This is a genomic window from Nocardioides gansuensis, from assembly GCF_003076135.1.
GTDB lineage: Bacteria > Actinomycetota > Actinomycetes > Propionibacteriales > Nocardioidaceae > Nocardioides > Nocardioides gansuensis.
In genome coordinates this window covers 145,198-165,552 of sequence record NZ_QDGZ01000009.1, presented here as the reverse complement: position 1 = coordinate 165,552, position 20,355 = coordinate 145,198, and the positions used below count along the sequence as shown (strand labels likewise).

The following is a 20,355-nucleotide window of genomic DNA, read 5'->3' as shown; positions in this document are numbered from 1 at the left end:
AGAGGACGGTGGGACAAGCTGGTCAGGGGGTCAGCCCTTCACCCCGGAGGAGGCGATCGAGGACACGAAGGCCCGCTGGAAGCACAGGAACACGACGATCACCGGGATCGTGATCATCGTCGTGTAGGCCATGATCTGACCCCACGGCGTGCCCTCGGCCGTGCCGGTGGCGAAGAAGTAGCGCATGCCCACCTGCACCGGCCGCAGCTCCTCGTCCTGGATGACCAGCAGCGGCCACAGGTAGGAGTTCCACTGCGGCAGGAAGGTCAGGATGGCCGACGTCGCGAACGCTGGTCCCGCGAGCGGCGAGACCACCGAGCGATAGATCCGCCACCACCCCGCCCCGTCGATCAGGGCGGCCTCGTCCAGCGACTTCGGGATCGACTTGTAGTACTGCGCGAACAGGAAGATCGAGAACGCGTTGGCGATGAACGGGATGATCAGCACCTGGTAGGAGTTGTTCCACCCCTGCTCGATCGCGAACCCGTCGCTGTAGAGCGCGACCCGGGGCAGGTTCGAGACCCAGTAGACCATCGGGATCGCGAAGGTCTCGAAGGGCACGATGAGGGTGGCGATGATGCCCGCGAACAGGACGTTCTTGCCGCGGAACTGCAGCCGGGCCAGGGCGAAGCCGGCCATCGAATTCACCAGCAGGCCGAGCAGCACGATCATCGCCGTCACGAACAGCGAGTTCACGAAGAACCGGCCGACCGGCACTCGGTCGAACACGTCGACGTAGTTGGTCATCGACAGGTCGCCGACGGGCACGAACGCCCGCCATGAGGTCAGGTCGCCGAGGATCTGCTCGCGCGGCTTGAAGCTCGAGGCGATCATGAAGAGCAGTGGGAGGGCGAAGCTGAGCGCCAGGATCACCAGGGGCAGGTAGCTCAGCACGCCGCCCCGGCCGCGGGGCCGGACCCTGACGGGCTTGCCGAGAGGCTTGGTGGTCGCCGCCACCGGCGCGGGATTCTGCAGCTGTGTCATCAGTCTTCATCCTTCGTCAGCGCCCGCTGGATGAGCGTCACGGTCAGCACGATCATGAAGAAGATCAGGGAGAGGGCGGAGGCGTAGCCGACATCGCCACGGCCGGAGCCCATCTGGATGATGTGGTAGACGAGTGTCGTCGTCGCGTTGCTCGGTCCGCCGCTGGTCATCACGTCGATCTGGGTGAACAGGGAGAACGCCGAGATCGTGATCGTGATGAAGATGAACACGAACGTCGGCCGCAGCCCGGGCAGGGTGACTTCGCGGAACTGCTGCCAGCGATTCGCGCCGTCGATCGACGCCGCTTCGTAGAGCTCCTGTCCGATGGTCTGCAAGCCCGCCAGCCAGATGATCATGTGGAAGCCGACCCCCTGCCACACGGACATCACGATCACCGACGGCAGGGCGGTTGACGGGTCGTTGAGCCAGTCGACGTCGAAGCCGAACAGGGAGTTGATGAGGCCCTCGCGCTGATACATGAACTTCCAGAGCATCGCGACCACCACCATCGAGGTGACGACGGGCATGAAGAACAGCACCCGGAAGGCCGTGATCCCTCGCAGCTTCTGGTTGATCAGGAGGGCGAGCACGAGGGCGAGCCCGCCCTGCAGCGGCACCACGACGAGCACGAACACCATGATGTTGCGCAGGGCGTCCCAGAACGTCGGGTCGTCGCGCAGCGCCCGCAGGAAGTTCGTGAACCCGACGAACTCGGGCGACGTAGCGGCCCCCAACCGGGCGTTGGTGAAGCCGAGCGTGAAGGACATCAGGACCGGGATCACCAGGAACATCACCATGAGGATCAGCGCCGGCAGGATGAAGAGGTAGGCCCCCCGGGCCTCCGAGCGGGTAGCCGGAGTGCCCCTCCGACGCTTCGTCGTGGTGTTCGTGGTGGTCGTCTTCGACATGAGGGTGGCAGACACGGACTGACCTTTCCGAGGGACGGGGAGTGGGGCGCGGCCGTGGCCGCGCCCCACTCGCGCGTCAGCTGTCGTAGCCGGCGGACGCGAGGTCCGCGTCGATCTCGGACACCATCTGGTCCAGACCCTCCTTCGGGTCCTTGCCGTTCATGATGTCTTGCAGCTGCTTCTCGAAGACCTGGCTGATCACCGGGTAGGCCGGGGTCTCGGGACGCACGTTCGCGTACTTCTCCGCGATCTCGGTGACGACCTCGAGCGGCTCACCGGGCCCGTAGTAGCCCTTGGTGGTCTGCTCAGCCGCGGTGCTGGTCGCGGGGATGAGCGACGTGGCGTCCGAGTACATCGCGATGTACTTGTCGTCCAGGGAGAACTTGAGGTACTCCAACCCGCCGGCCAGCTGCTCCTCCGAGCAGCTCTTCGTGAGGCCGTACTGCCAGGAGCCGGCGCCGCTGACCGAGCCGTGGCCGAAGTCAGGCGCCGGAGCGATGATCAGGTCCTTGCCATACTTCTCGAAGTTCTTGGCGTACTCCCAGTTGCCGTTGAACTGGATGGCGACCTTGCCGTCGAGGAACTCGGTGCGGTCCTGGGAGTTGGACTTGGGGGCGTAGCCCTTGGCGAACTGGTCCTGGAACCACGTCGCGAACTCCAGCGACTCAGGGCCGTTGAGCACACCATCGGCGCTCTCGAACCCGTCGCGGTCGACCTGGTCGCCACCAAAGCTCATCAGGAACGTGCCGAACGCGTAGGACCACCACTCGCCGGTCCAGCCGGGGCCGTAGTCCACGACGTACTTGAAGTCGCCGGAGTCGGCGATCTTCTCCTGCAGGGCGGCGTACTCGTCGGCAGTCCACGGCTCATCGACAGTGGGCACGCGGATCCCGTACTTGTCCAGGATGGACTTGCGGGTGAACATCACCGTGGTCGCGTCCCAGTAGCCGACGGAGTAGATCTCGTCGTTGTAGCGGCCCACCGTCGAGGGCAGGAAGTCCTTGACGTCGGCGTCGGTGAGACCGGTGGGCACCATCCATCCGTTCCACGCCCAGTTCGGCATGATCGGGCCGTCCACGTCCAGGACGCACGGCAGGTCGTTCGCCGCGGCGGCACCCTGGACGGAGTCGTTGTAGGCCTCCTGGGGGAACTCCTGCTGCTGCACCTCGTACGTGTCCTGCGAGGAGTTGAAGTCGTCGATGATCTGGTTCAGCACCGTCATCTCTGCCTCATTGCCAGCCGAGTGGGTCCAGAGCGGGATGGCGACCTTGCCATCCTCGGTGGTCTCGCCTGCGCTGCCCTGGCTGCTGCAGCCGGCGGCCAATGCCATGGGGACGAGTGCGGCGAGCGCGGCGGTCACGGCTGCGCGCCGGCGGGACCGGGACGTTGATCGGTGGGACATGGGGGCGTTCCTCTCATGATGGTGCGGGCGGGTGCGGGCGCAACTGCCCGGCCCGGGGGATGACCGGGCTGCATGCTGGCTGTGTGTCGAGCTGTCGAGCGGCGTACGTCGTCAGCCGCTGGGTCTCGCGCCGGGCGGGGTGACCGAGCCCCGCTCGATGACGGGACATCGAAGCAGCACCTGCTCCGATGGGGTGCCAGGGTCCTCGATGCGGCGGATCAGGGTCTCCACCGCCCAGGCGCCCATCTCGTAGTGCGGCAGGGCAACGGTGGTGAGCCCTGGACGCAGCCCGTCAGCGATCAGCTCCTGGTTGTCGAAGCCGACGACGGACAAGTCCTCCGGGATGCGGAGGCCCCGCTCGGCTGCGGCCTGGTAGAGGCCCATCGCCATGCGGTCGTTGAAGCAGAAGATCGCCGTGGGGCGAGGGTAGTGGTCGAGCATTGCCAGGCCTGCGCGGTATCCGCCCACGGCGTCGCTGCGCTCGCGCATCACGAGGCCGTCGTCCGGTTGGATGCCCGCCTGGCGGAGGGCGCGGTGGTATCCCTCGAGGCGACCCTCGGTCGCGGGGATGTCGTGGAAGTTGTTGATCAGGCCGATCCGGCGGTGGCCCCGGTCGAGGAGCAGCTGGGTGGCCGCCTGCCCACCCTGGACCTCGTCGGGTGCGGCCGACGGGATCCGCGGGTCGTCGCTGCGCGCGTCGAGCAGCGTGACGGGCGAGTCGGCGAGCTCGGCCGGGACCTCGACGACCTGGTGGTACATCGTCGCGTAGAGGAACCCGTCGACCTGCCGCTGCTGGAGTGCCCGGATCTCGGCGCGCTCGGTCTCGCGGTCACCGCCGCTGTTGACGAGCATCAGCAGCCAGCCGCGCTTCGAGGCGGCCTCCTGTGCGCCGAGGATGATCTGCCCGGCGTGGGGGGTGGTGGCGATCTCGTCGCTGACCAGCGCCAGGATCTGGGAGCGCTGGAGGCGCAGGCTGCGGGCCACGCTGTTAGGCCGGTAGCTCAGCTCGTCGGCGACCTGGCGGACCCGGGCCCGGGTCTCGTCGCTGATCCGCTTGCCCGGGGTGTCGTTGAGGACGTGCGACACGGTGGTGACCGAGACGCCGGCGCGGAGCGCCACGTCCCTGATCGAGATCCGCTTCGTCATGTCTGCCCAATCGTTTTGTCAGCCGGACGCTCAGAATCATGTGTGACGGCGGACACCCGTGTCAAGGGTGTGTGCCAAATCGTTTGTTCACGGGGCGGCGCGACGGAAACCGAGTTGCGGGAAGTGGCTGGGCTCGATGAGGTGGGCGCTGGCAGGAACGTGGGGTGGAGGAGGTCAGCGGTGACGAGCGGGCGCGGGACCGTCTTGCTGACAGGCGTCGGACGCCCGTTCGATCGGTGCCGGGCTCGCGTTGGGACTGGCCGAGGACGGGTGGGACCTGGCGCTCAGCCACTGGTCGCCGTACGACGAACGCGTCGGTCTCGAGCGCGGAAGCAACGACCCCGACGAGATCGCGGATGAATGCCGCGCCCTGGGGCGACGCGTCGAGCTGCTGCCCGGAGATCTGGCGTCCCAGGATGAACCTGCGCGCCTGGTGGGGGCAGCCTCGTCGAGGGGCGACCTCAGGGGTCTGGTGATGGCTCATTGCGAGAGCGTCAGCAGTTCGATCCTCGACACCTCGATCGACAGCTGGGAACGACACTTCGCGGTCAACGCTCGCGCCTCCTGGTTGCTCATCAAGGCCTTCGCGGAGCGCATCCCCGACCGGCAGACGACGGAGGTCACCGGAAGAATCGTTGCGCTCACGAGCGACCACACTGTGCACAACCTCCCGTACGGAGCGAGCAAGGGCGCCCTTGACCGTCTCGTGGTCGCGGCGGCAGTTGAGCTGGGCGCGCGTGGCGTCCGCGCCATCGTGGTCAATCCCGGACCGATCGACACCGGGTGGATGTCACCGGAGATCCGGGAGTTGGGGACCAGACAGACTCCGGCCGGGCGTCTGGGCACACCGCGAGACACTGCTGATCTCGTCCGCTTCCTGCTCTCCGACGCCGGCGGTTGGGTCACTGGACAGATCCTGCTCAGCAACGGTGGCTTCAAGACAAGCTGCTAGCCGTGCGCGCGCCGGAGGGTCGTGGCCGGGGCCATGCGCGCTGGGGCGACAGCCCTAGCTGGCGGGTGGGGGGATCTCGCCACTGCCTCGGACGACGAGCTGGGTCGGGACGACGTGGCACTCGGCCGGCGAGTCGTCGCCGGCCAGCCTCGCGAACACGATCTCGCCAGCGAGACGTCCGATGGCGCTGGGATCCTGGGCCATGACCGTCACGCCTGGCCGCACGAGGTCCGCCAGCGGGAAGTCGTCGAAGCCCACGAGTGCCACCTCGTGCTCGAGCCCCAGGCGTTGGAGGCAGCGGACCGTCGCAACGGTGATGTTGTTCTGTGCGGCGAACAGAGCGGTCGGGGCATCGTCTCCCGTGAGTATGCGCTGCACGGCGTTCTCGGTGTCCAGCTCCGTGTGCAGGTCGTGGGCGACGTGGTCGCTGCGCACCGGCAGCCCACGCTCGGTCATCGCCTGCATGAATCCGGTGTGTCGCTCGCGCTCCGTCGTGATGGTCCGGAGATCACCCAGGAAGGCGATCCGCTGGTGGCCATGGGTGACGAGGTGGGCGACCGCCCGCCCGGCACCCGCAGCGTTGTCGGTGACAACGGAGTCGGCGGCGAACCCGACCGGTGTTCGGTCCACGAACACGACGGGTGTTCCGTCGCTGACCTCACGCTCCAGGTAGCCCTGGTTCTCCGTCGCTGAAGCGATTACGAGCGCGTCCACTCGACGCGCGGTGAAGGCGCGCACCAGTGCGCGCTCAGTCTCGGGGCTCTCCTCCACGCTGCCGGCGAGGATCAGCACGCCACGCTGCCGGGCCACATCCTCGAGTGCTCGGTGAATCTCGGCGGAGAACGGGTTGGCGATGTCCTCGAGCAGAGCGGCGATGGTGGCGGTTCGTCCGTCGGCCCGGCGCAGGCTGCTGGCAGCCAGGTTCGGGCGGTAGTCGAGCATGCGCATGGCGCGCTCCACCGCGACCACCTTGTCGGGCATGACTCCTGGCTCGTGGTTGACCACGCGGGACACCGTCTTGATGCTGACTCCGGCCAGGGCGGCCACGTCACGAAGGGTCGCGTGCCCGCTCGGACGGCGGGTGGTCTCGGTCATCGGTTTTCCTCTGTGCTGTGGCACCTCAGGGTCGTCTCGGCTGAGAGTGGGCCCGCTTGACATCGATGTCAAGACCCGGCGCCGGTGGCTTCGTCCGCCGAGCGGGTTTGGCACCGTTTGGCAGTTTGGCAGCGTTTTGGCAGTTGACGTGTGACGTCGCTCACGACTAAGAAGGGGCCTCGACAACGTTGTCGAGCACACCGACCTAGTTCGAAGGAAACGATCATGCAGCTCTCAAACCCCGCCCGGCGGAGGCTCAGCCTTGCGGCGGCCGGCGCCCTCACCGCCGCTGCACTGGCGGGCTGTGGTGGCGACTCCAGCGCCTCGGATTCCGACGAGATCGCGGTCTCGCTGATCACCAAGGACTCCCTCAACCCGTTCTTCGTCTCCATGCAGGAGGGCGCGAAGAAGGCCGGTGAAGCCGAGGGCGTCGACATCACGATCGCCGCCGGCGCCGAGGACGGGGACGAGGAGGGCCAGATCCAGGCGATCGAGAACGCCGTGGCCCAGGGGCAGGACGGCATCCTGATCACGCCCAACGGCCCCGGCGTCAACCCCGCGATCGAGAAGGCCCGCGACAACGGGCTCTACGTCATCGCCCTCGACACACCGCCCGAGCCGGCGGAAACCGTGGACATCACGTTCGCGACCGACAACTTCGCGGCCGGCGAGCTCATCGGTGAGTGGACCGCCGCCCAGCTGGATGGGGAGAAGGCCACCATCGCCCTCCTCGACCTCTTCAACGACAAGATCGTCTCCGTCGACTACAACCGCGACCAGGGCTTCCTGACCGGCATGGGCATCGACACCGCTGACCCGGAGAAGAACGGGGACGAGGCCTCGTCCGGCAGCTACTCCGGCGGCGACTACGAGATCGTCTGCAACGAGCCGACCAACGGCGCCGAGGACGGTGGCCGCACTGCCATGGAGACATGCCTGAGCACCAGCGACGACATCAACGTCGTCTACACCATCAACGAGCCCGCGGCGTACGGCGCCGAGGCGGCGCTGAAGGCGGCCGGGATCGACCCCAAGGACGTCCTCATCGTCTCGGTGGACGGCGGCTGCCAGGGCGTGCAGGCGGTGGCGGACGGCATCATCGACGCGACGTCGCAGCAGTACCCGGTCCGGATGGCCGAGGAGGGCGTCACGGCCATCAAGGAGATCGCAACCGGCGGCGAGGCACCCGAGCCCACCGACGGCAAGGACTTCTTCGACACCGGCGTCGAGCTGGTCACCGACACGCCTGCCGACGGAGTGGAGAGCATCGACACCGCGGCTGCCTCCGAGATCTGCTGGGGTTGATCGTCTCCATGACCGACACACGCACGAGCATCAGCGGGGGGTCCGGTCCTGCCCGGACCGGGCCCCCCGCCCGCCCGGGGCCGTCCGCGGCCGACGAACTGGCACGCCGGCGGAGCTCGCCGGCCCAGCGCGTGCAGCACCTGCTGCACGGGCATCCGGCGATCAGCCCGGCGCTGATCCTGGTCCTCACCGTCGTCGTCTTCGCCTCGCTCAACCCCCGGTTCGGTGAGCCGCAGACGATCTCCCTGATGGTCCAGCAGACCGCCGTCGTGGCGGCGCTTGCCGTGGGCCAGACGCTGATCATCCTGACCGCCGGCATCGACCTGTCGGTCGGGGCCGTCGCCATCCTCTCGATGATGCTGATGGCCAAGACGGCCTCCGAGAACGGCCTGTCCGGGCCCGTGGCGCTGCTGCTCGGCCTGGTTGCGGGGATCGCGGCCGGTGCCCTCAACGGGTTCCTGGTCACGCGCCTGAAGCTGCCGCCGTTCATCGTGACCCTGGGCACGCTGAGCGTGTTCACGGCCATGGCGCTGCTCTACACGGGTGGCCGCTCTGTCCAGCAGGTCGCCATGCCCGACCTGCTCAACTGGACCGGCGAGATCATCCGGGTCGGTGACTTCCGCATCACGACCGGTGTGCTCATCACCGCCGCCATCTACCTCGTGGCCGGGTTCGCCCTGAGCCAGACGGCCTGGGGCCGGCACGTGTACGCCGTCGGTGACGACGCCGAGGCGTCCCGACTCGCCGGCATCCGGGTCAACCGGGTCCTCTTCAGCGTCTACGTCGCGGCGGGGTTGATCTACGCCCTGGCGGCCTGGGTGCTGATCGGTCGTGCCGGGGCGGCGAGTCCCAACGCCATCGCCGGCGCCAACCTCGACTCCATCACCGCCGTGGTCATCGGGGGCACCAGCCTCTTCGGTGGCCGTGGCGCCGTCCTCGGGACCCTGCTGGGCGCCCTCATCGTCCAGGCGTTCACCACCGGCCTCTCGCTGGCCGGTGTCGACGACCAGTACCGGCTGCTCGCGGTCGGAGTCCTCGTCATCCTCGCCGTCAGCGTGGACCAGTGGATCAGGAAGGTGCGCGCATGACCACCCCCGTTCTCTCCGCCAGGGGCCTGGTGAAGACCTTCGGCCGTGTCGTCGGCCTCGACGGCGTCGACCTCGACCTGCACCGCGGCGAGGTGCTGGCCGTCATCGGCGACAACGGCGCCGGCAAGTCGACGCTCATCAAGACGCTGACGGGCGCACTGGCGCCGGACGCCGGCGAGATCCGGCTCGACGGCGAGCTGGTGTCCTTCAAGCGTCCGCAGGACGCCCGGGAGGCCGGCATCGAGACGGTCTACCAGACGCTCGCGGTCGCACCCGCCCTGGACATCGCGAGCAACCTCTACCTCGCGCGCGAGGAGCGGCGCCCCGGCGTGCTCGGTTCGGTCCTGCGGATGCTCGACAAGAAGGGCATGCGTGACCGGGCCCAGCAGTCGGTGCAGGAGCTCGGCATCTCGACGATCCAGAACATGGCGGTCCCGGTGGAGTCGCTGTCCGGAGGGCAGCGCCAGGCGGTCGCCGTCGCTCGCGCGGCGGCGTTCGGCAGCAAGGTGGTCGTCCTCGACGAGCCCACCGCAGCACTCGGCGTGAAGGAGTCCGGCCAGGTGCTGCGGCTCGTCGAGCAGCTGCGCGAGCGCAACCTCGGGGTGATCCTGATCAGCCACAACATGCCGCACGTCTGGGAAGTGGCGGACCGGATCCACGTCCAGCGCCTCGGTCGCTGCGCCGGGGTGATCACGCCGGAGTCGCACTCGATGACCGACGGCGTCGCGATCATGACCGGCGCGATGGCGCTACCCGCATGATCACCGGTCGGCTCATCCGTGGGGGATGAGCCGACCCGACCGCGCGGCGTGGGTCGTCTCGGGGCCGGTCCACGCATGGGGGGTTACACGGAAACCGAGGGAATCCCCTCATCGATTGGAGAAGCAATGAAGCGTCACGTACCCATCACGATCGCCGCTGGTGCCCTGGCCGTCAGCACCGCTCTCACGGGGTCCGCCATCTCGGCGTCTGCCGAGCCCTCGGCCCCGGCGAGCTTCGCGGAGCCGTACCGCCCGCAGTTCCACTACACCCCGGCCAGGAACTGGATGAACGACCCCAACGGGTTGGTCTACTACAAGGGCGAGTACCACCTCTTCTACCAGCACAACCCGGACGGCAACTCCTGGGGGAACATGTCGTGGGGGCACGCGGTGAGCTCCGACCTGGTCCACTGGAAGGAGCTGCCTCTGGCCATCTCGCACGACGAGAACGAGATGATCTTCTCCGGCTCGGTGGTCGTGGACCACCAGAACACGACCGGCTTCGGCACGCGGGCCAACCCGGCGATGGTGGCCGTCTACACCAGCAACCCGAAGGCCGGATCGGACCAGAACCAGGCGCTCGCCTACAGCCTCGACCGCGGCCGGACCTGGACCAAGTACGACGGCAACCCGGTGCTCGACATCGACAACAACGAGTTCCGGGACCCGAAGGTGCAGTGGTACGCGCCGACCCAGAGCTGGCTGATGACGATCGTGAAGGCCACCGAGCGGAAGGTCGCCTTCTACTCCTCCAAGGATCTGAAGTCGTGGACGCACCTGAGCGACTTCGGGCCCCAGGGCGCCGTCGGAGGCGTCTGGGAGTGCCCCGACCTGTTCCCCCTGCCCGTCGACGGGGACAGCAAGAAGCAGAAGTGGGTGCTCCTCGTCAGCCTCAACCCCGGTCACCTCTACGGCGGCTCGGGCACGCAGTACTTCGTGGGTGAGTTCGACGGCACGAGGTTCACGCCCGACGACGACGGGTCCTACGAGCCGCCGGCCGAGCTCTCCGTCTTCGAGGACTTCGAGAGCGAGTCCTTCGACGACTGGACCGCGACGGGCACCGCCTTCGGCCCCGGTCCGGCTCCGGGCGCGGCTGCCGGGACCGATCAGGGTGGGGTCAGCAACTACCTGGGCGAGCGGCTGGCCAACAGCTTCCACGGCTTCGACGGCAGCACCGGCACGCTGACCTCGCCGACGTTCACGGTGCAGGAGGACTTCCTCAACTTCCGCATCGGCGGGGGCAACCACCCGCACAACCCCGACGAGATCCTCGACCCTCCGGCCCCAGTGGCAGCGTCGATGATCGCGGACTTCGAGGGTGGCAGCTACGGAGAAGGCTGGATCAGCGAGGGCAACGCGTTCGGCACCGCACCCTCGACCGGCACCATCGGCGACCAGCAGGAGGTCACCGGATTCGAGGGCAGCGGGCTCGTCAACACCTTCATCGACCACGACCGCGCGGTCGGCACCCTGACCTCACCCGAGTTCGAGATCACCAACGACTACATCAACTTCCTGATCGGAGGCGGACGCCACCCCATGTCGGAAGCCGACCCCACCGCGGTGAACCTCATCGTGGACGGAGAAGTGGTCCGCACGGCGACCGGCAAGGATGCGGAGCGGCTCACCTGGTCCGCCTGGGACGTCTCCGAGCTCCGCGGGCAGACCGCGCGGCTCGAGGTCGTCGACCAGAACACTGGTGGCTGGGGACACATCAACCTCGACTCGGTGATGCTCTCCGACGAGCCGGCGCAACCTGCGTCCATCGAGACGACGGTGAACCTCGTCGTGGACGGGCAGATCGTGGAGAGCGAGACGGGGCCCAACAGCGAGCGACTCGACTCGGCCTCCTTCGACCTGCGGCGCTACCAGGGTCAGCAGGCACAGGTGAAGCTCATCGACGCCAACAGCGGCGGCTGGGGCCACATCCTGGCCGACCACTTCACCTTCTCCGACGAGCCAGCGCTGTCGGTGGTGGAACGCGCCGACTGGGTCGACTTCGGCAAGGACAACTACGCCGGGATCACCTGGGACAACGTGCCGACGGGTGAGCGGTTCACGATCGGATGGATGAGCAACTGGGAGTACGCCGGCAGCACGCCGACGTCGCCATGGCGGAGCTCGATGACCGTGCCGCGCAGGCTGTCGCTGCGCACGATCGACGGCGAGGTGCGACTCACCCAGGAGCCGGTCACCTCGCTCCGGTCCCTCCGCGAGGGTGACGCGATCACTGCGAACAAGCTCACGATCCCTGAGGGCTCCACGCCGCTCGCCGGTGGGAGCGGCGACGGGAAGACGCTCGAGATCGACGCGACCTTCGATGTGGCGGACGCCGACCGGTTCGGGCTCAAGCTGGCCACCGGACCCGGCCAGGAGACCGTGGTGGGTTACGACACCGTGACCGAGGAGCTGTACGTCGACCGGACCCAGTCGGGCAGGGACGACTTCAGCCCCGGCTTCCCGGGCGTCCACCGGGCGCCGCTGGAGCCCCGCAGCGGCAAGGTCCGGATCAAGGTCCTGCTCGACTGGTCCTCGGTGGAGGTCTTCGGCGGTGACGGCGATGCTGTGATCACGGACCTGATCTTCCCCGACCCCGACAGCGACGGAGTGGAGCTCTTCGCCGAGGGCGGGTCGGCCCGACTCGACCAGCTGACGCTGCGGCACCTGGGGTCCTTCCGGGACTGACAGCGTCGCAGAGCTCCGGCCCTCGCGACGTCGCAAGGCGACGCCGCGAGGGCCGGACACCACCTGCCGGCCCGGGGCGGTCCCTCCACCCTGGGCCGCACGGCTGTCCGCCGTCCTAGTGACTCGTCCCGCCTCCCGCATCGACGAGGTCGCGGGCAGTGCGCTCCTCCGCTGTGGCCATCAGGCCGGACGGAGCCACGATCTGTGACGACACGTACGCCGCCTCGGTGGTCGGCAGGTTTCCCACACGGAGCGCCTTGACCCAGATCCGTGCCGCGTCGAGCAGCACCACGACCACCAGCAGCCCGAAGAACGCAGCCAGCACACCGTCGACCGTCGAGTTCGTCACCACGGCGTGCATGTCGTCGAGGTTCTTGGCTGGCGCCAACACCTCGCCGGCGTCCAGGGACGTCGCGTACTTGTCGCGCTGCGCGAAGAACCCGATCCGCGGGTCGCTGCTGAACACCTTCTGCCAGCTGGCGGTCATGGTGACCGCGACGTCCCAGACGAGCGGGATCCCGGTGACCCATGCCCACTTCGCGCGCCCGCTCTTGATCAGGAGCGTGGTCGCCACGGTGAGCGCAATAGCAGCGAGCAGCTGGTTGGCGATGCCGAACAGCGGGAACAGCTGGTTGATGCCGCCGAGCGGGTTGGTCACGCCGGTGTAGAGGAAGTAGCCCCAGGCGAGGACGACCGCAGCGCTGGTCGCCCACAGCCCGGGCTTCCAGGACACCCGGCCGAGCGGCTTCCACAGGTTGCCGAGGGTGTCCTGGAGCATGAACCGGCCGACCCGGGTGCCGGCATCGACCGTCGTCAGGATGAACAGCGCCTCGAACATGAGCGCGAAGTGGTACCAGAAGGCCTTCATCCCTGCGCCGCCGAGCACTCCGGCGAAGATCTCCGACATCCCCACGGCCAGCGTCGGCGCCCCTCCGGTACGGGAGACGAGGGTCTCCTCCTCGACCGCGGCGGCAGCAGCCGTGAGCTGGTCCGGGGTGATCGTGAAGCCCATGGCCGCGACGGCATCTGCCGCGGACTGGGCGGTGGACCCGACCACGCCGGCCGGCGAGTTCATCGCGAAGTACAGACCCGGGTCGAGCGCGCAGGCGGCGATGAGGGCCATCACCGCGACGAACGACTCGCACAGCATCGCGCCGTACCCGATGAGCCGGATCTGGGACTCCTTCTGGATCATCTTGGGCGTGGTGCCCGAGGCGATCAGCGCGTGGAAGCCGGACAGCGCGCCGCAGGCGATCGTGATGAACACGAACGGGAAGAGCGAGCCGGCGAACACCGGGCCGGCGCCGTTGAACGCGAAGTCGGTGAACGCCTCGGTGCGCAGCACCGGCGTCGTCGCGAATACGCCGACGGCGAGCATCGCGATGGTGCCGATCTTCATGAACGTCGAGAGGTAGTCCCGCGGCGCGAGCAGCATCCACACCGGAAGCACCGACGCGAAGAAGCCGTATCCGACCAACCAGAGGACCAGGGTCGTGGGCTCGAGGGTGAACGTGTCTGCCCAGCTGGACTCGGCCACCAAGCCACCGCCGACGATCGACGCGAGCAGAAGGCCCACCCCGATCACGGAGGTCTCCACGACACGACCGGGCCGGAGCACCCGCAGGTAGAAGCCCATCAGCAGCGCGATCGGGATCGTCATCGCAATGGAGAAGGTCCCCCACGGCGACTTCGCCAGGGCGTTCACCACGACGAGCGCGAGCACGGCGAGCAGGATGATCATGATCGAGAACACCGCGACCAGCGCCGCGGCGCCGCCCACCGGACCGATCTCGTCACGAGCCATCTGACCGAGGCTCTTGCCGTCCCGGCGCATGGAGAAGAACAGCGTCACCATGTCCTGCACGGCCCCGGCGAAGATCACGCCGACGATGATCCAGATCGTGCCCGGCAGGTAGCCCATCTGCGCCGCGAGGACCGGGCCGACGAGCGGGCCGGCCCCGGCGATGGCGGCGAAGTGGTGCCCGAAGAGGACCCGCCGGTCGGTGGGCTGGAAGTCGACGCCGTTGTCGAGCCGCTCGGCGGGCGTCGCCCGGCTGTCGTCGACCCGCAGCACCTTGTCGGCGATGAAGCGTGAATAGAAGCGGTAGGCGATGGCGTAGCTGCCGAGGGCGGCGGCGACGATCCAGATCGCTGAGACGGACTCGCCCCTGGAGAGGGCGAGCACCGTCCAGGCGACGGCTCCGATCAGTGAGACTGCACTCCAGACGAGCACAGTGCGCGGACGGAGACGATTCATGTGGGTCCTCCGGTGGGGGTTGGGTTGTTTCCGGGCAGGGCGAAGCGCGCGTGGGGACACGCGTTCATCAGGGGGTTGGTCAGGCGTCGTACGGCCGGGACTGGCTGGTCCCCGGCGTGGCCGCTGGGGTGGTCTCTGGGATGGGGGTCAGCTGTCTGGTGGAGCGGTGGAGTCGGCCAGTCGGCCGAGGCAGGCGCGCAGGCCGGCGTCAGTCGGGAGGTCGGTGACGAAGCGGCGCCAGCGGCCGATCCGGCGGCAGTCCACGGTCACGTCCCGGTTGGTGAGGTGCGCCCAGCCGACCGGATGCGCGAACACACTCCCCGGCGGCGAGTCGTGCACCGGCTGCATGCGCCGCGGCAGCTTCGCCGCCTGCACCGCGCGCACCGAGAACTCGCCGGCATCGGCGCAGCACAGGCCGGTGACGTGCCAGTCCAGGAAGACGACCTCACCGGGGCGCAGCGCCTCCTGGGCCCTGCCGGTCAGCCTGATCACCACCGCGCCTCCTCCCGGCCGGGCCGCTCGCCGTCGCCCGACAGCACGAGCGCGGTGCCGAGGCAGACGGCTGCCAGCAGCACGCATCCCGCCTGGAACCAGTAGAAGAAGTGCACGCCGGCCAGTCGTGGCGTGGCCCTCGAGTAGACCGGTACGGCGAGCGCGGCCACCACCGGGATGAGCAGCAGCACCAGGGTGAGCAGTGCTCGTCGATGTCTGCGCCCCTCACCTGTGGTGCCCTGCTCCAACTGGGGCTCTGGGTCCATGGCACACGTCCTTGTCGACTGGTCGGGCTGTGACCCCCGTCACGGCTAAGTTGCCCGGGGCAGGGCGTGGGTTTACACGCCGGCAGAACTTTTTTGGCGGATTGGCGGTGGCGGCCCTCGAGGCTGGGCAGGGTGTAACCTCGGCGCGCTGTGACGGGCAGCTAGCAACCGGAGGGCATGTGAGCGACCTGGACCCGGCCGCGCTCGCGGCGTTCGTCGCGGTCCTCGCCGGCACCTCGCTGGTGGCGCTAGGCGCCCGGCGGTTCCACCGTGCCCCTCCCACGCCGACACCGGCCGACTGGGCGCTGGGCGGTCGACGGTTCGGGTCGGTGACGACCTGGTTCCTCCTGGGCGGCACCATCTACACGGCGTACACCTTCTCCGCGGTGCCGGCGTTGGTCTACTCGACCGGCGCGCTGGGGTTCTTCGCGCTGCCGTACACGATCATCGTCTGGCCGCTGGCGTTCTGGCTGCTGCCCCGGCTGTGGCGCGAGGCCCGCGAGGTCGGCGCAGTCACGGTGGCCGACCTGGTGCGCGTCCGGTACGACGCACCGGGCCTGGCCCTGGCGGTCGCGCTGACCGGCATCCTGTCCACGATGCCGTACGTCGCTCTCCAGCTTCTCGGCATCCGCACCGTCCTGGTCGCCCTGGACGCCTATCCCGAGGGCCTGGCCGGTGACGCCATCCTGGCCGCGGTGTTCGCCGTCCTCGCCCTGGCGACGTACCGCAACGGAATCCGCGCTCCGGCGGTGATCGCGTTCGTCAAGGGCGTCCTGGTGTTCTGTGCCATCACCCTGGTCACCGCCCTGGTCCTCCATCGTCTCGGTGGGGCCGGCAACCTCTTCCTGGAGCTGGAGCAGCGGCTGTCGAGCCCGGCGGACACCTCGACCGGCGCGGCTCCCTCGCTCGCCCTGCACCCGTCGCTGTACCTGGCCTACGGGAGCCTGGCGCTCGGCTCCGCACTTGCTCTGCTGATGTACCCCCACGTGCTGACGGCGGCGTTCGCCGCGCGAAGTGAACGGGTGCTGCGGGTCAACTCCGTGGCCCTGCTGGCCTGGACCGGCCTGCTCGGACTCGTCGCCCTGCTGGGCCTGGCGGCGCACGCCGCCGACATCGCCGTCGATCCCGGCCGCCCCGACCTGGCGGTCCCGGCGCTGGTGGAGTGGCTCACCCCGGGCTGGGTGACCGGCCTGATCCTCGGGTCGTTGGCAATCGGTGCCCTCGTGCCCGCAGCCGTGATGAGCGTGGCCGCCGCGATGCTGTTCACCCGCAACATCTACGCGGAGTACGTCAACCCGCAGACTACGCCGGAGCAGCAGACGGGGGTGGCCCGCTTCGTCTCGCTGCTGGTGAAGGTCGGTGCGCTCGGCTTCGTGATGTTCATGGCCGAGCAGGACGCCATCAACCTGCAACTGCTCGGCGGCGTCTGGATCCTGCAGATCTTCCCGGCCGTCGTCCTCGGTCTGCTCACCGGGCGCCTGCATCCGGCGGGTCTCTTCGCAGGCTGGGCCGTCGGCATGCTGGCCGGCACCTTCCTCGTCACGACCGGGGGGTTCTCCTCCGTCGTCAGCGTCGCCGGCCTGCCGCTGTACGCCGCGCTGGTCGCCCTCGGCGCGAACCTGCTCGTCGTCGTCCTGCTCAGCGCGTTCCTCCCTCGGGCGACGCCATGGTCGCGGGCGGTACGGCTCCGGCGGCTGCGTTGACCGAGCAGGTCCCCGGACCTGTCGGTCCGACCCAGCCGGCCGACGAGCCCGACACCGTCGCCGCACTTGCGGCACGCGACCGCGAACGAGAGGACGCACTGGCCGAGCTGTTCCACACCCACCACGTGGGTCTCGTGCGGCTGGCGTCCCTCCTGGGCGCCGAGGCCGACGCCGAGGACGTGGTCGCCGAGGGCTTCTACGAGCTGCACCGGCGATGGGGACGGCTTCGGTCCCGCGACGCGGCCCTGCCGTACCTGAGAGCGGTGATCGTGAACCTCGTCCGGATGCGCACCAGACATCTGATGGTCACCCGCCGCCACGTGGAGGTCGGGCCCCTCGACGTCGGCTCGGCCGAGTCCGAGGTCCTGGTGAAGGACGACCAGCGGGCCGTCGTACGGGCGTTGGCGAAGCTGCCGGATCGGCAACGCGAGGCGCTAGTGTTGAGGTACTGGGGCAACCTGCGAGAGGCGGAGATCGCCGAGGCGATGGGCATCAGCACCGGAGCGGTCAAGTCGCACGTCTCCCGTGGCATGGCCTCGCTCACCAAGGAACTCGGAGCGGACACGTGAAGGCCGAGCAGCGACTGTCAGAGGCGCTTCAGCTGCTGGCTGAGCAGGTCGATGCGTCACCGGACGCGTATCCCCGGGTGCAGACCGAGTGGCGGCGCCGGGAACGCCGCCGCCGGCTGGTGGCGGCGGTGCTGGCCGTCACCGTGATCGCGGCGGCCGACGGCGCCGCGCTGTGGGCGCTGAGCAGCGGCTCTCCCGACAGCCACATCGTCGACTACGCCCCCGGCGACGAAGCACACCTTCCGGGGCAGCCCTAGCCTCGGCTGACGCAGATCACCGACCACCTGGGTGACGGACGTCCCCGACGGTTGCGACACCGTCGACGATCTGGGAGGGCGAGGCCGCGGCGTACCCGAGCACGAGACCGGGCGCGCCGTCCGCCGAGCGGTGCCAGCTCAGCGGATGGAGCTTGACTCCGCGCTCCAGGGCTGCCGCCGCGACCTCGACGTCACTGCCTGGATCACCGTCGTAGGTGACGGTGAGATGCAGTCCGGCGGCGGCCCCGTGAATGGTCGCGTCGGGGAGATGTGTCCTGAGCGCGGCGACCATCGCGTCCCGGCGACGCCGGTGGCGCGACCGGACCGAGCGCAGGTGCCGCTCCAGGTCACCGCTGTCCATGAGCCTGGCGAGCACCAGCTGGGGGAGGGTCGGGTTGCCGAGGTCGAGGTCGCGCTTGGCGGCTACCACCGTCGTCCGTAGCCGCGGCGGCACCACCAGCCAGCCCACCCGCAGGGCCGGGGCGAGGGTCTTGGAGAGGCTGCCGGCGTAGCAGATCCGGTCGGTCATGGTGGCGCGCAAGGCGGTGGCCGGCGCGCGGTCATAGCGGTGCTCGGCGTCGTAGTCGTCCTCGAGGATCCACCCGCCGCTGTCGGCCCACCGCGCGAGGTCCCGGCGGCGTGTTCCGTCGAGCAGTACGCCGGTGGGGAACTGGTGCGCGGGGGTGACCAGCACCGCCGGGGCGCCGTCGGCGGCGAGGGCGGCGACGTCGAGGCCGAGGGCGTCGACGGGGACCGGCGAGGTCGGCATCCCCCACGCCTCCAGCTGGCGCCGTGCACCGAACGAGCCGGGATCCTCCACGGCCACCCTGTCGACGCCGATGGCGGGGAGCACCCTGGCCAGGATCGCCAGGGCCTGGGCGACACCTGCGACCACGACGATCTCCTCTGCGGCGACCGTGATCCCGCGGTAGCGCGCGAGCCAGGCCGCGACGGCGGCCCGGAAGACGGGTACGCCGGCGGGGTCGGAGTATCCGAGCCCGCCCGGAGGGAGGTCGTGCAGCACCGCGCGCTCGGACCGGAGCCACGCCGATCGCGGGAACGCCGCCAGGTCGGGGACTCCGGGGGTGAGGTCGATCGGTGCCTCGGCGGCGCGGAGCGCGCCGAACACGCCGAGGTCGGGCTCGGCGAACCGCACGGGCGGCGGCGGGGTGTCGGGGCCGGGCGAGGTGAGCGGCGGAGCGTGTGCGACCACGGTCCCGGCGCGGCCGCGACCCACGACGTGTCCACCTTCGGCGAGCCGGCGGTAGGCCTCGGTCACGACTCCACGCGAGACGCCCAGCTCGGCAGCGAGGTCACGACTGGTGGGGAGCCGCCCGCCCACGGGGAGTGCCCCGCTGGCGATGGCGTCAGTGACTCGAGCGGCCAGCCACGCGGACACGCCGCCTCGAGGTGCCTCCGCGACGTCCAGCTGGAGGAACTCACTGCCAGTTATGGTACGGTCGACCGGCTCTCGATTGGATCTGTCCATCGGGCCATACTGCTGGCAGCGTCGCAGCATGACAAACGGCTCCCACGTCCTACGCGGCGCTGTCGGGATGTGCTTCGTCGGCAGCAGCGTCGGCGTCTCCCACGCACTGGTCGGCGCTCCACTGTTCACCGCGCAGGCGCTGCGGTACGGAGTCGCGACCATGCTCCTGTTCGCCGTGGCCCGGATGGTGGGCGTGCGGGTGGCCCGTCCGTGCGGCGTGGAGTGGCTCTGGCTGGGCGGGCTCGCCGCGACCGGACTGGTGCTCTTCAACGTCGCCGTCGTCCGCGGCGTCGAGCACGCCGAGCCCGCCGTGATCGCGGTCGCGGTCGCTGGCGCCCCGGTCCTGATCGGCCTGGCCGGACCCTTGCTGGAGCGCCGCGTCCCGCATCCCCGGGCGGTCGCCGCCGCGGTCGTCGTGGCCGCCGGCAGCGTGCTCGTGGTGGGGACCGGATCCACCGACGCGACCGGCGTTGCCTGGGCCGCAGTCGCCCTGGGCTGCGAGGCCGCGTTCACCCTGCTGGCGATACCCGTGCTGGGTCGCCACACCGCGTGGGGGGTTTCGCTGCACACCGTCTGGATCGCGACCGTGATGCTCGTCGGACTCGCGCTCGTGAGCGAGGGCTCTGGCGGTGTTCCGGCTCGGCACTGCCGAGCTCGCCGCCGCAGGCTACCTCGCCGTGATCGTCACCACCGTGGCGTTCGTGCTCTGGTATTCCGCCGTCGCCGGCATCGGCTCCGGCCGGGCGGCGCTGCTCTGCGGCGTGGCGCCCGTGGCCGCCGCAGTCGTCGGCATCGCGACCACCGGTCACGTCCCGACGCCCCCCGTGTGGGCCGGCATCGCCGTAGTCATGGCCGGTCTCGTCGTCGGTCTCCGCACACCGGCCCCCAGCACAGACACGCCGACCACACCGACACTCGGCGTCGACGCTCATGCCGCTGCCTCACTTGCTGCGCCACGGCGAGCGCCCGCGTAGCTGCGGCGAGGTGAGCTCACGC

Annotated in this window: 18 protein-coding genes and 1 pseudogene; 10 read left to right on the top strand and 9 right to left on the bottom strand. The window is 69.4% G+C overall.

The window, feature by feature from the left end:
• Positions 1–30: 30 nt before the first annotated feature.
• The 4 genes from DDE18_RS19355 to DDE18_RS19340 all read right to left on the bottom strand — a co-directional run bounded on the left by DDE18_RS19355 (position 31) and on the right by DDE18_RS19340 (position 4,440).
• Positions 31–984: a carbohydrate ABC transporter permease gene (locus DDE18_RS19355; RefSeq protein WP_116573909.1), complete on the bottom strand. Its 954-nt coding sequence runs from the start codon at positions 982–984 to the stop codon at positions 31–33.
• Positions 984–1,907 carry a carbohydrate ABC transporter permease gene (locus DDE18_RS19350; RefSeq protein WP_211754645.1) on the bottom strand — a complete coding sequence of 308 codons (924 nt, stop codon included), beginning with the start codon at positions 1,905–1,907 and terminating at the stop codon, positions 984–986. The genes DDE18_RS19355 and DDE18_RS19350 overlap by 1 nt, the downstream gene beginning before the upstream one ends.
• A 61-nt stretch (positions 1,908–1,968) precedes the next feature.
• Positions 1,969–3,294, bottom strand: a complete 1,326-nt coding sequence (locus tag DDE18_RS19345; RefSeq protein WP_211754644.1) for a sugar ABC transporter substrate-binding protein — start codon at positions 3,292–3,294, stop codon at positions 1,969–1,971.
• A gap of 111 nt (positions 3,295–3,405) precedes the next feature.
• Positions 3,406–4,440, bottom strand: coding sequence for a LacI family DNA-binding transcriptional regulator (locus tag DDE18_RS19340; RefSeq protein ID WP_116573907.1), 1,035 nt, complete (start codon positions 4,438–4,440; stop codon positions 3,406–3,408).
• A 250-nt stretch (positions 4,441–4,690) separates the two neighbouring features.
• On the opposite strand from DDE18_RS19340, the gene DDE18_RS19335 reads away from it, so the two are divergent.
• Positions 4,691–5,392, top strand: a complete 702-nt coding sequence (locus tag DDE18_RS19335) for an SDR family oxidoreductase (RefSeq protein WP_245916880.1) — start codon at positions 4,691–4,693, stop codon at positions 5,390–5,392.
• A 54-nt stretch (positions 5,393–5,446) separates the two neighbouring features.
• On the opposite strand, the gene DDE18_RS19330 is transcribed toward DDE18_RS19335, so the two are convergent.
• On the bottom strand, positions 5,447–6,487 hold the full coding sequence (locus DDE18_RS19330) for a LacI family DNA-binding transcriptional regulator (protein ID WP_116573906.1): 1,041 nt from the start codon (positions 6,485–6,487) through the stop codon (positions 5,447–5,449).
• A 225-nt stretch (positions 6,488–6,712) separates the two neighbouring features.
• Here DDE18_RS19330 and DDE18_RS19325 point away from each other — a divergent pair, with 225 nt between their 5' ends.
• The 4 genes from DDE18_RS19325 to DDE18_RS19310 all read left to right on the top strand — a co-directional run bounded on the left by DDE18_RS19325 (position 6,713) and on the right by DDE18_RS19310 (position 12,326).
• Positions 6,713–7,792, top strand: coding sequence for a substrate-binding domain-containing protein (locus DDE18_RS19325; RefSeq protein WP_116573905.1), 1,080 nt, complete (start codon positions 6,713–6,715; stop codon positions 7,790–7,792).
• 8 nt (positions 7,793–7,800) lie between these two features.
• A complete protein-coding gene (locus tag DDE18_RS19320; protein ID WP_116573904.1) occupies positions 7,801–8,880 on the top strand; it encodes an ABC transporter permease in 1,080 nt (359 codons plus the stop codon).
• Positions 8,877–9,641 (top strand): ATP-binding cassette domain-containing protein, encoded by a 765-nt coding sequence (locus DDE18_RS19315; RefSeq protein WP_116573903.1) that lies wholly within the window; start codon positions 8,877–8,879, stop codon positions 9,639–9,641. The genes DDE18_RS19320 and DDE18_RS19315 overlap by 4 nt, the downstream gene beginning before the upstream one ends.
• Positions 9,642–9,767: 126 nt before the next feature.
• On the top strand, positions 9,768–12,326 hold the full coding sequence (locus tag DDE18_RS19310) for a glycoside hydrolase family 32 protein (protein ID WP_116573902.1): 2,559 nt from the start codon (positions 9,768–9,770) through the stop codon (positions 12,324–12,326).
• 115 nt (positions 12,327–12,441) lie between these two features.
• Here the strand turns inward: DDE18_RS19310 and DDE18_RS19305 are convergent, their stop codons facing one another.
• The 3 genes from DDE18_RS19305 to DDE18_RS19295 form a co-directional block, all read right to left on the bottom strand.
• The gene (locus DDE18_RS19305) at positions 12,442–14,583 is read right to left on the bottom strand and encodes a carbon starvation CstA family protein (RefSeq protein ID WP_116573901.1); all 2,142 of its coding nucleotides are present in this window, start codon (positions 14,581–14,583) and stop codon (positions 12,442–12,444) included.
• A gap of 147 nt (positions 14,584–14,730) precedes the next feature.
• A complete protein-coding gene (locus DDE18_RS19300) occupies positions 14,731–15,078 on the bottom strand; it encodes a hypothetical protein (RefSeq protein ID WP_211754643.1) in 348 nt (115 codons plus the stop codon).
• Complete coding sequence (locus DDE18_RS19295; RefSeq protein WP_116573900.1) at positions 15,072–15,341, bottom strand: DUF3311 domain-containing protein; 270 nt, start codon at positions 15,339–15,341, stop codon at positions 15,072–15,074. The genes DDE18_RS19300 and DDE18_RS19295 overlap by 7 nt, the downstream gene beginning before the upstream one ends.
• Positions 15,342–15,520: 179 nt before the next feature.
• On the opposite strand from DDE18_RS19295, the gene DDE18_RS19290 reads away from it, so the two are divergent.
• Genes DDE18_RS19290 through DDE18_RS19280 form a run of 3 tightly spaced genes read left to right on the top strand, consistent with a single transcriptional unit; the run spans position 15,521 to position 17,870 of the window.
• Complete coding sequence (locus tag DDE18_RS19290; RefSeq protein ID WP_245916879.1) at positions 15,521–17,044, top strand: sodium:solute symporter family protein; 1,524 nt, start codon at positions 15,521–15,523, stop codon at positions 17,042–17,044.
• A complete protein-coding gene (locus DDE18_RS19285; RefSeq protein WP_245916878.1) occupies positions 17,041–17,613 on the top strand; it encodes an RNA polymerase sigma factor in 573 nt (190 codons plus the stop codon). Before DDE18_RS19290 ends, DDE18_RS19285 begins: the two co-directional genes overlap by 4 nt.
• Positions 17,610–17,870, top strand: coding sequence for a hypothetical protein (locus tag DDE18_RS19280; protein ID WP_116573898.1), 261 nt, complete (start codon positions 17,610–17,612; stop codon positions 17,868–17,870). The genes DDE18_RS19285 and DDE18_RS19280 overlap by 4 nt, the downstream gene beginning before the upstream one ends.
• 16 nt (positions 17,871–17,886) lie before the next feature.
• Here the strand turns inward: DDE18_RS19280 and pdxR are convergent, their stop codons facing one another.
• Complete coding sequence (pdxR, locus tag DDE18_RS19275) at positions 17,887–19,269, bottom strand: MocR-like pyridoxine biosynthesis transcription factor PdxR (protein ID WP_245916877.1); 1,383 nt, start codon at positions 19,267–19,269, stop codon at positions 17,887–17,889.
• Here pdxR and DDE18_RS24290 point away from each other — a divergent pair.
• Positions 19,232–19,741: pseudogene (locus DDE18_RS24290) on the top strand (hypothetical protein); the annotation flags it as partial. The gene pdxR and the pseudogene DDE18_RS24290 sit on opposite strands and share 38 nt — an antisense overlap.
• A 247-nt stretch (positions 19,742–19,988) precedes the next feature.
• Positions 19,989–20,333 carry an EamA family transporter gene (locus DDE18_RS23455; RefSeq protein WP_211754642.1) on the top strand — a complete coding sequence of 115 codons (345 nt, stop codon included), beginning with the start codon at positions 19,989–19,991 and terminating at the stop codon, positions 20,331–20,333.
• The last annotated feature ends 22 nt before the right edge of the window (positions 20,334–20,355 follow it).

Coding starts and splice junctions, on each gene's coding strand:
- DDE18_RS19345 (WP_211754644.1), bottom strand. CDS start 3,294: ATGTCCCACCGATCAACGTCCCGGTCCCGCCGGCGCGCAGCCGTGACC.
- DDE18_RS19295 (WP_116573900.1), bottom strand. CDS start 15,341: ATGGACCCAGAGCCCCAGTTGGAGCAGGGCACCACAGGTGAGGGGCGC.
- DDE18_RS19355 (WP_116573909.1), bottom strand. CDS start 984: ATGACACAGCTGCAGAATCCCGCGCCGGTGGCGGCGACCACCAAGCCT.
- DDE18_RS19310 (WP_116573902.1), top strand. CDS start 9,768: ATGAAGCGTCACGTACCCATCACGATCGCCGCTGGTGCCCTGGCCGTC.
- DDE18_RS19325 (WP_116573905.1), top strand. CDS start 6,713: ATGCAGCTCTCAAACCCCGCCCGGCGGAGGCTCAGCCTTGCGGCGGCC.
- DDE18_RS19330 (WP_116573906.1), bottom strand. CDS start 6,487: ATGACCGAGACCACCCGCCGTCCGAGCGGGCACGCGACCCTTCGTGAC.
- DDE18_RS19320 (WP_116573904.1), top strand. CDS start 7,801: ATGACCGACACACGCACGAGCATCAGCGGGGGGTCCGGTCCTGCCCGG.
- DDE18_RS19305 (WP_116573901.1), bottom strand. CDS start 14,583: ATGAATCGTCTCCGTCCGCGCACTGTGCTCGTCTGGAGTGCAGTCTCA.
- DDE18_RS19340 (WP_116573907.1), bottom strand. CDS start 4,440: ATGACGAAGCGGATCTCGATCAGGGACGTGGCGCTCCGCGCCGGCGTC.
- DDE18_RS19315 (WP_116573903.1), top strand. CDS start 8,877: ATGACCACCCCCGTTCTCTCCGCCAGGGGCCTGGTGAAGACCTTCGGC.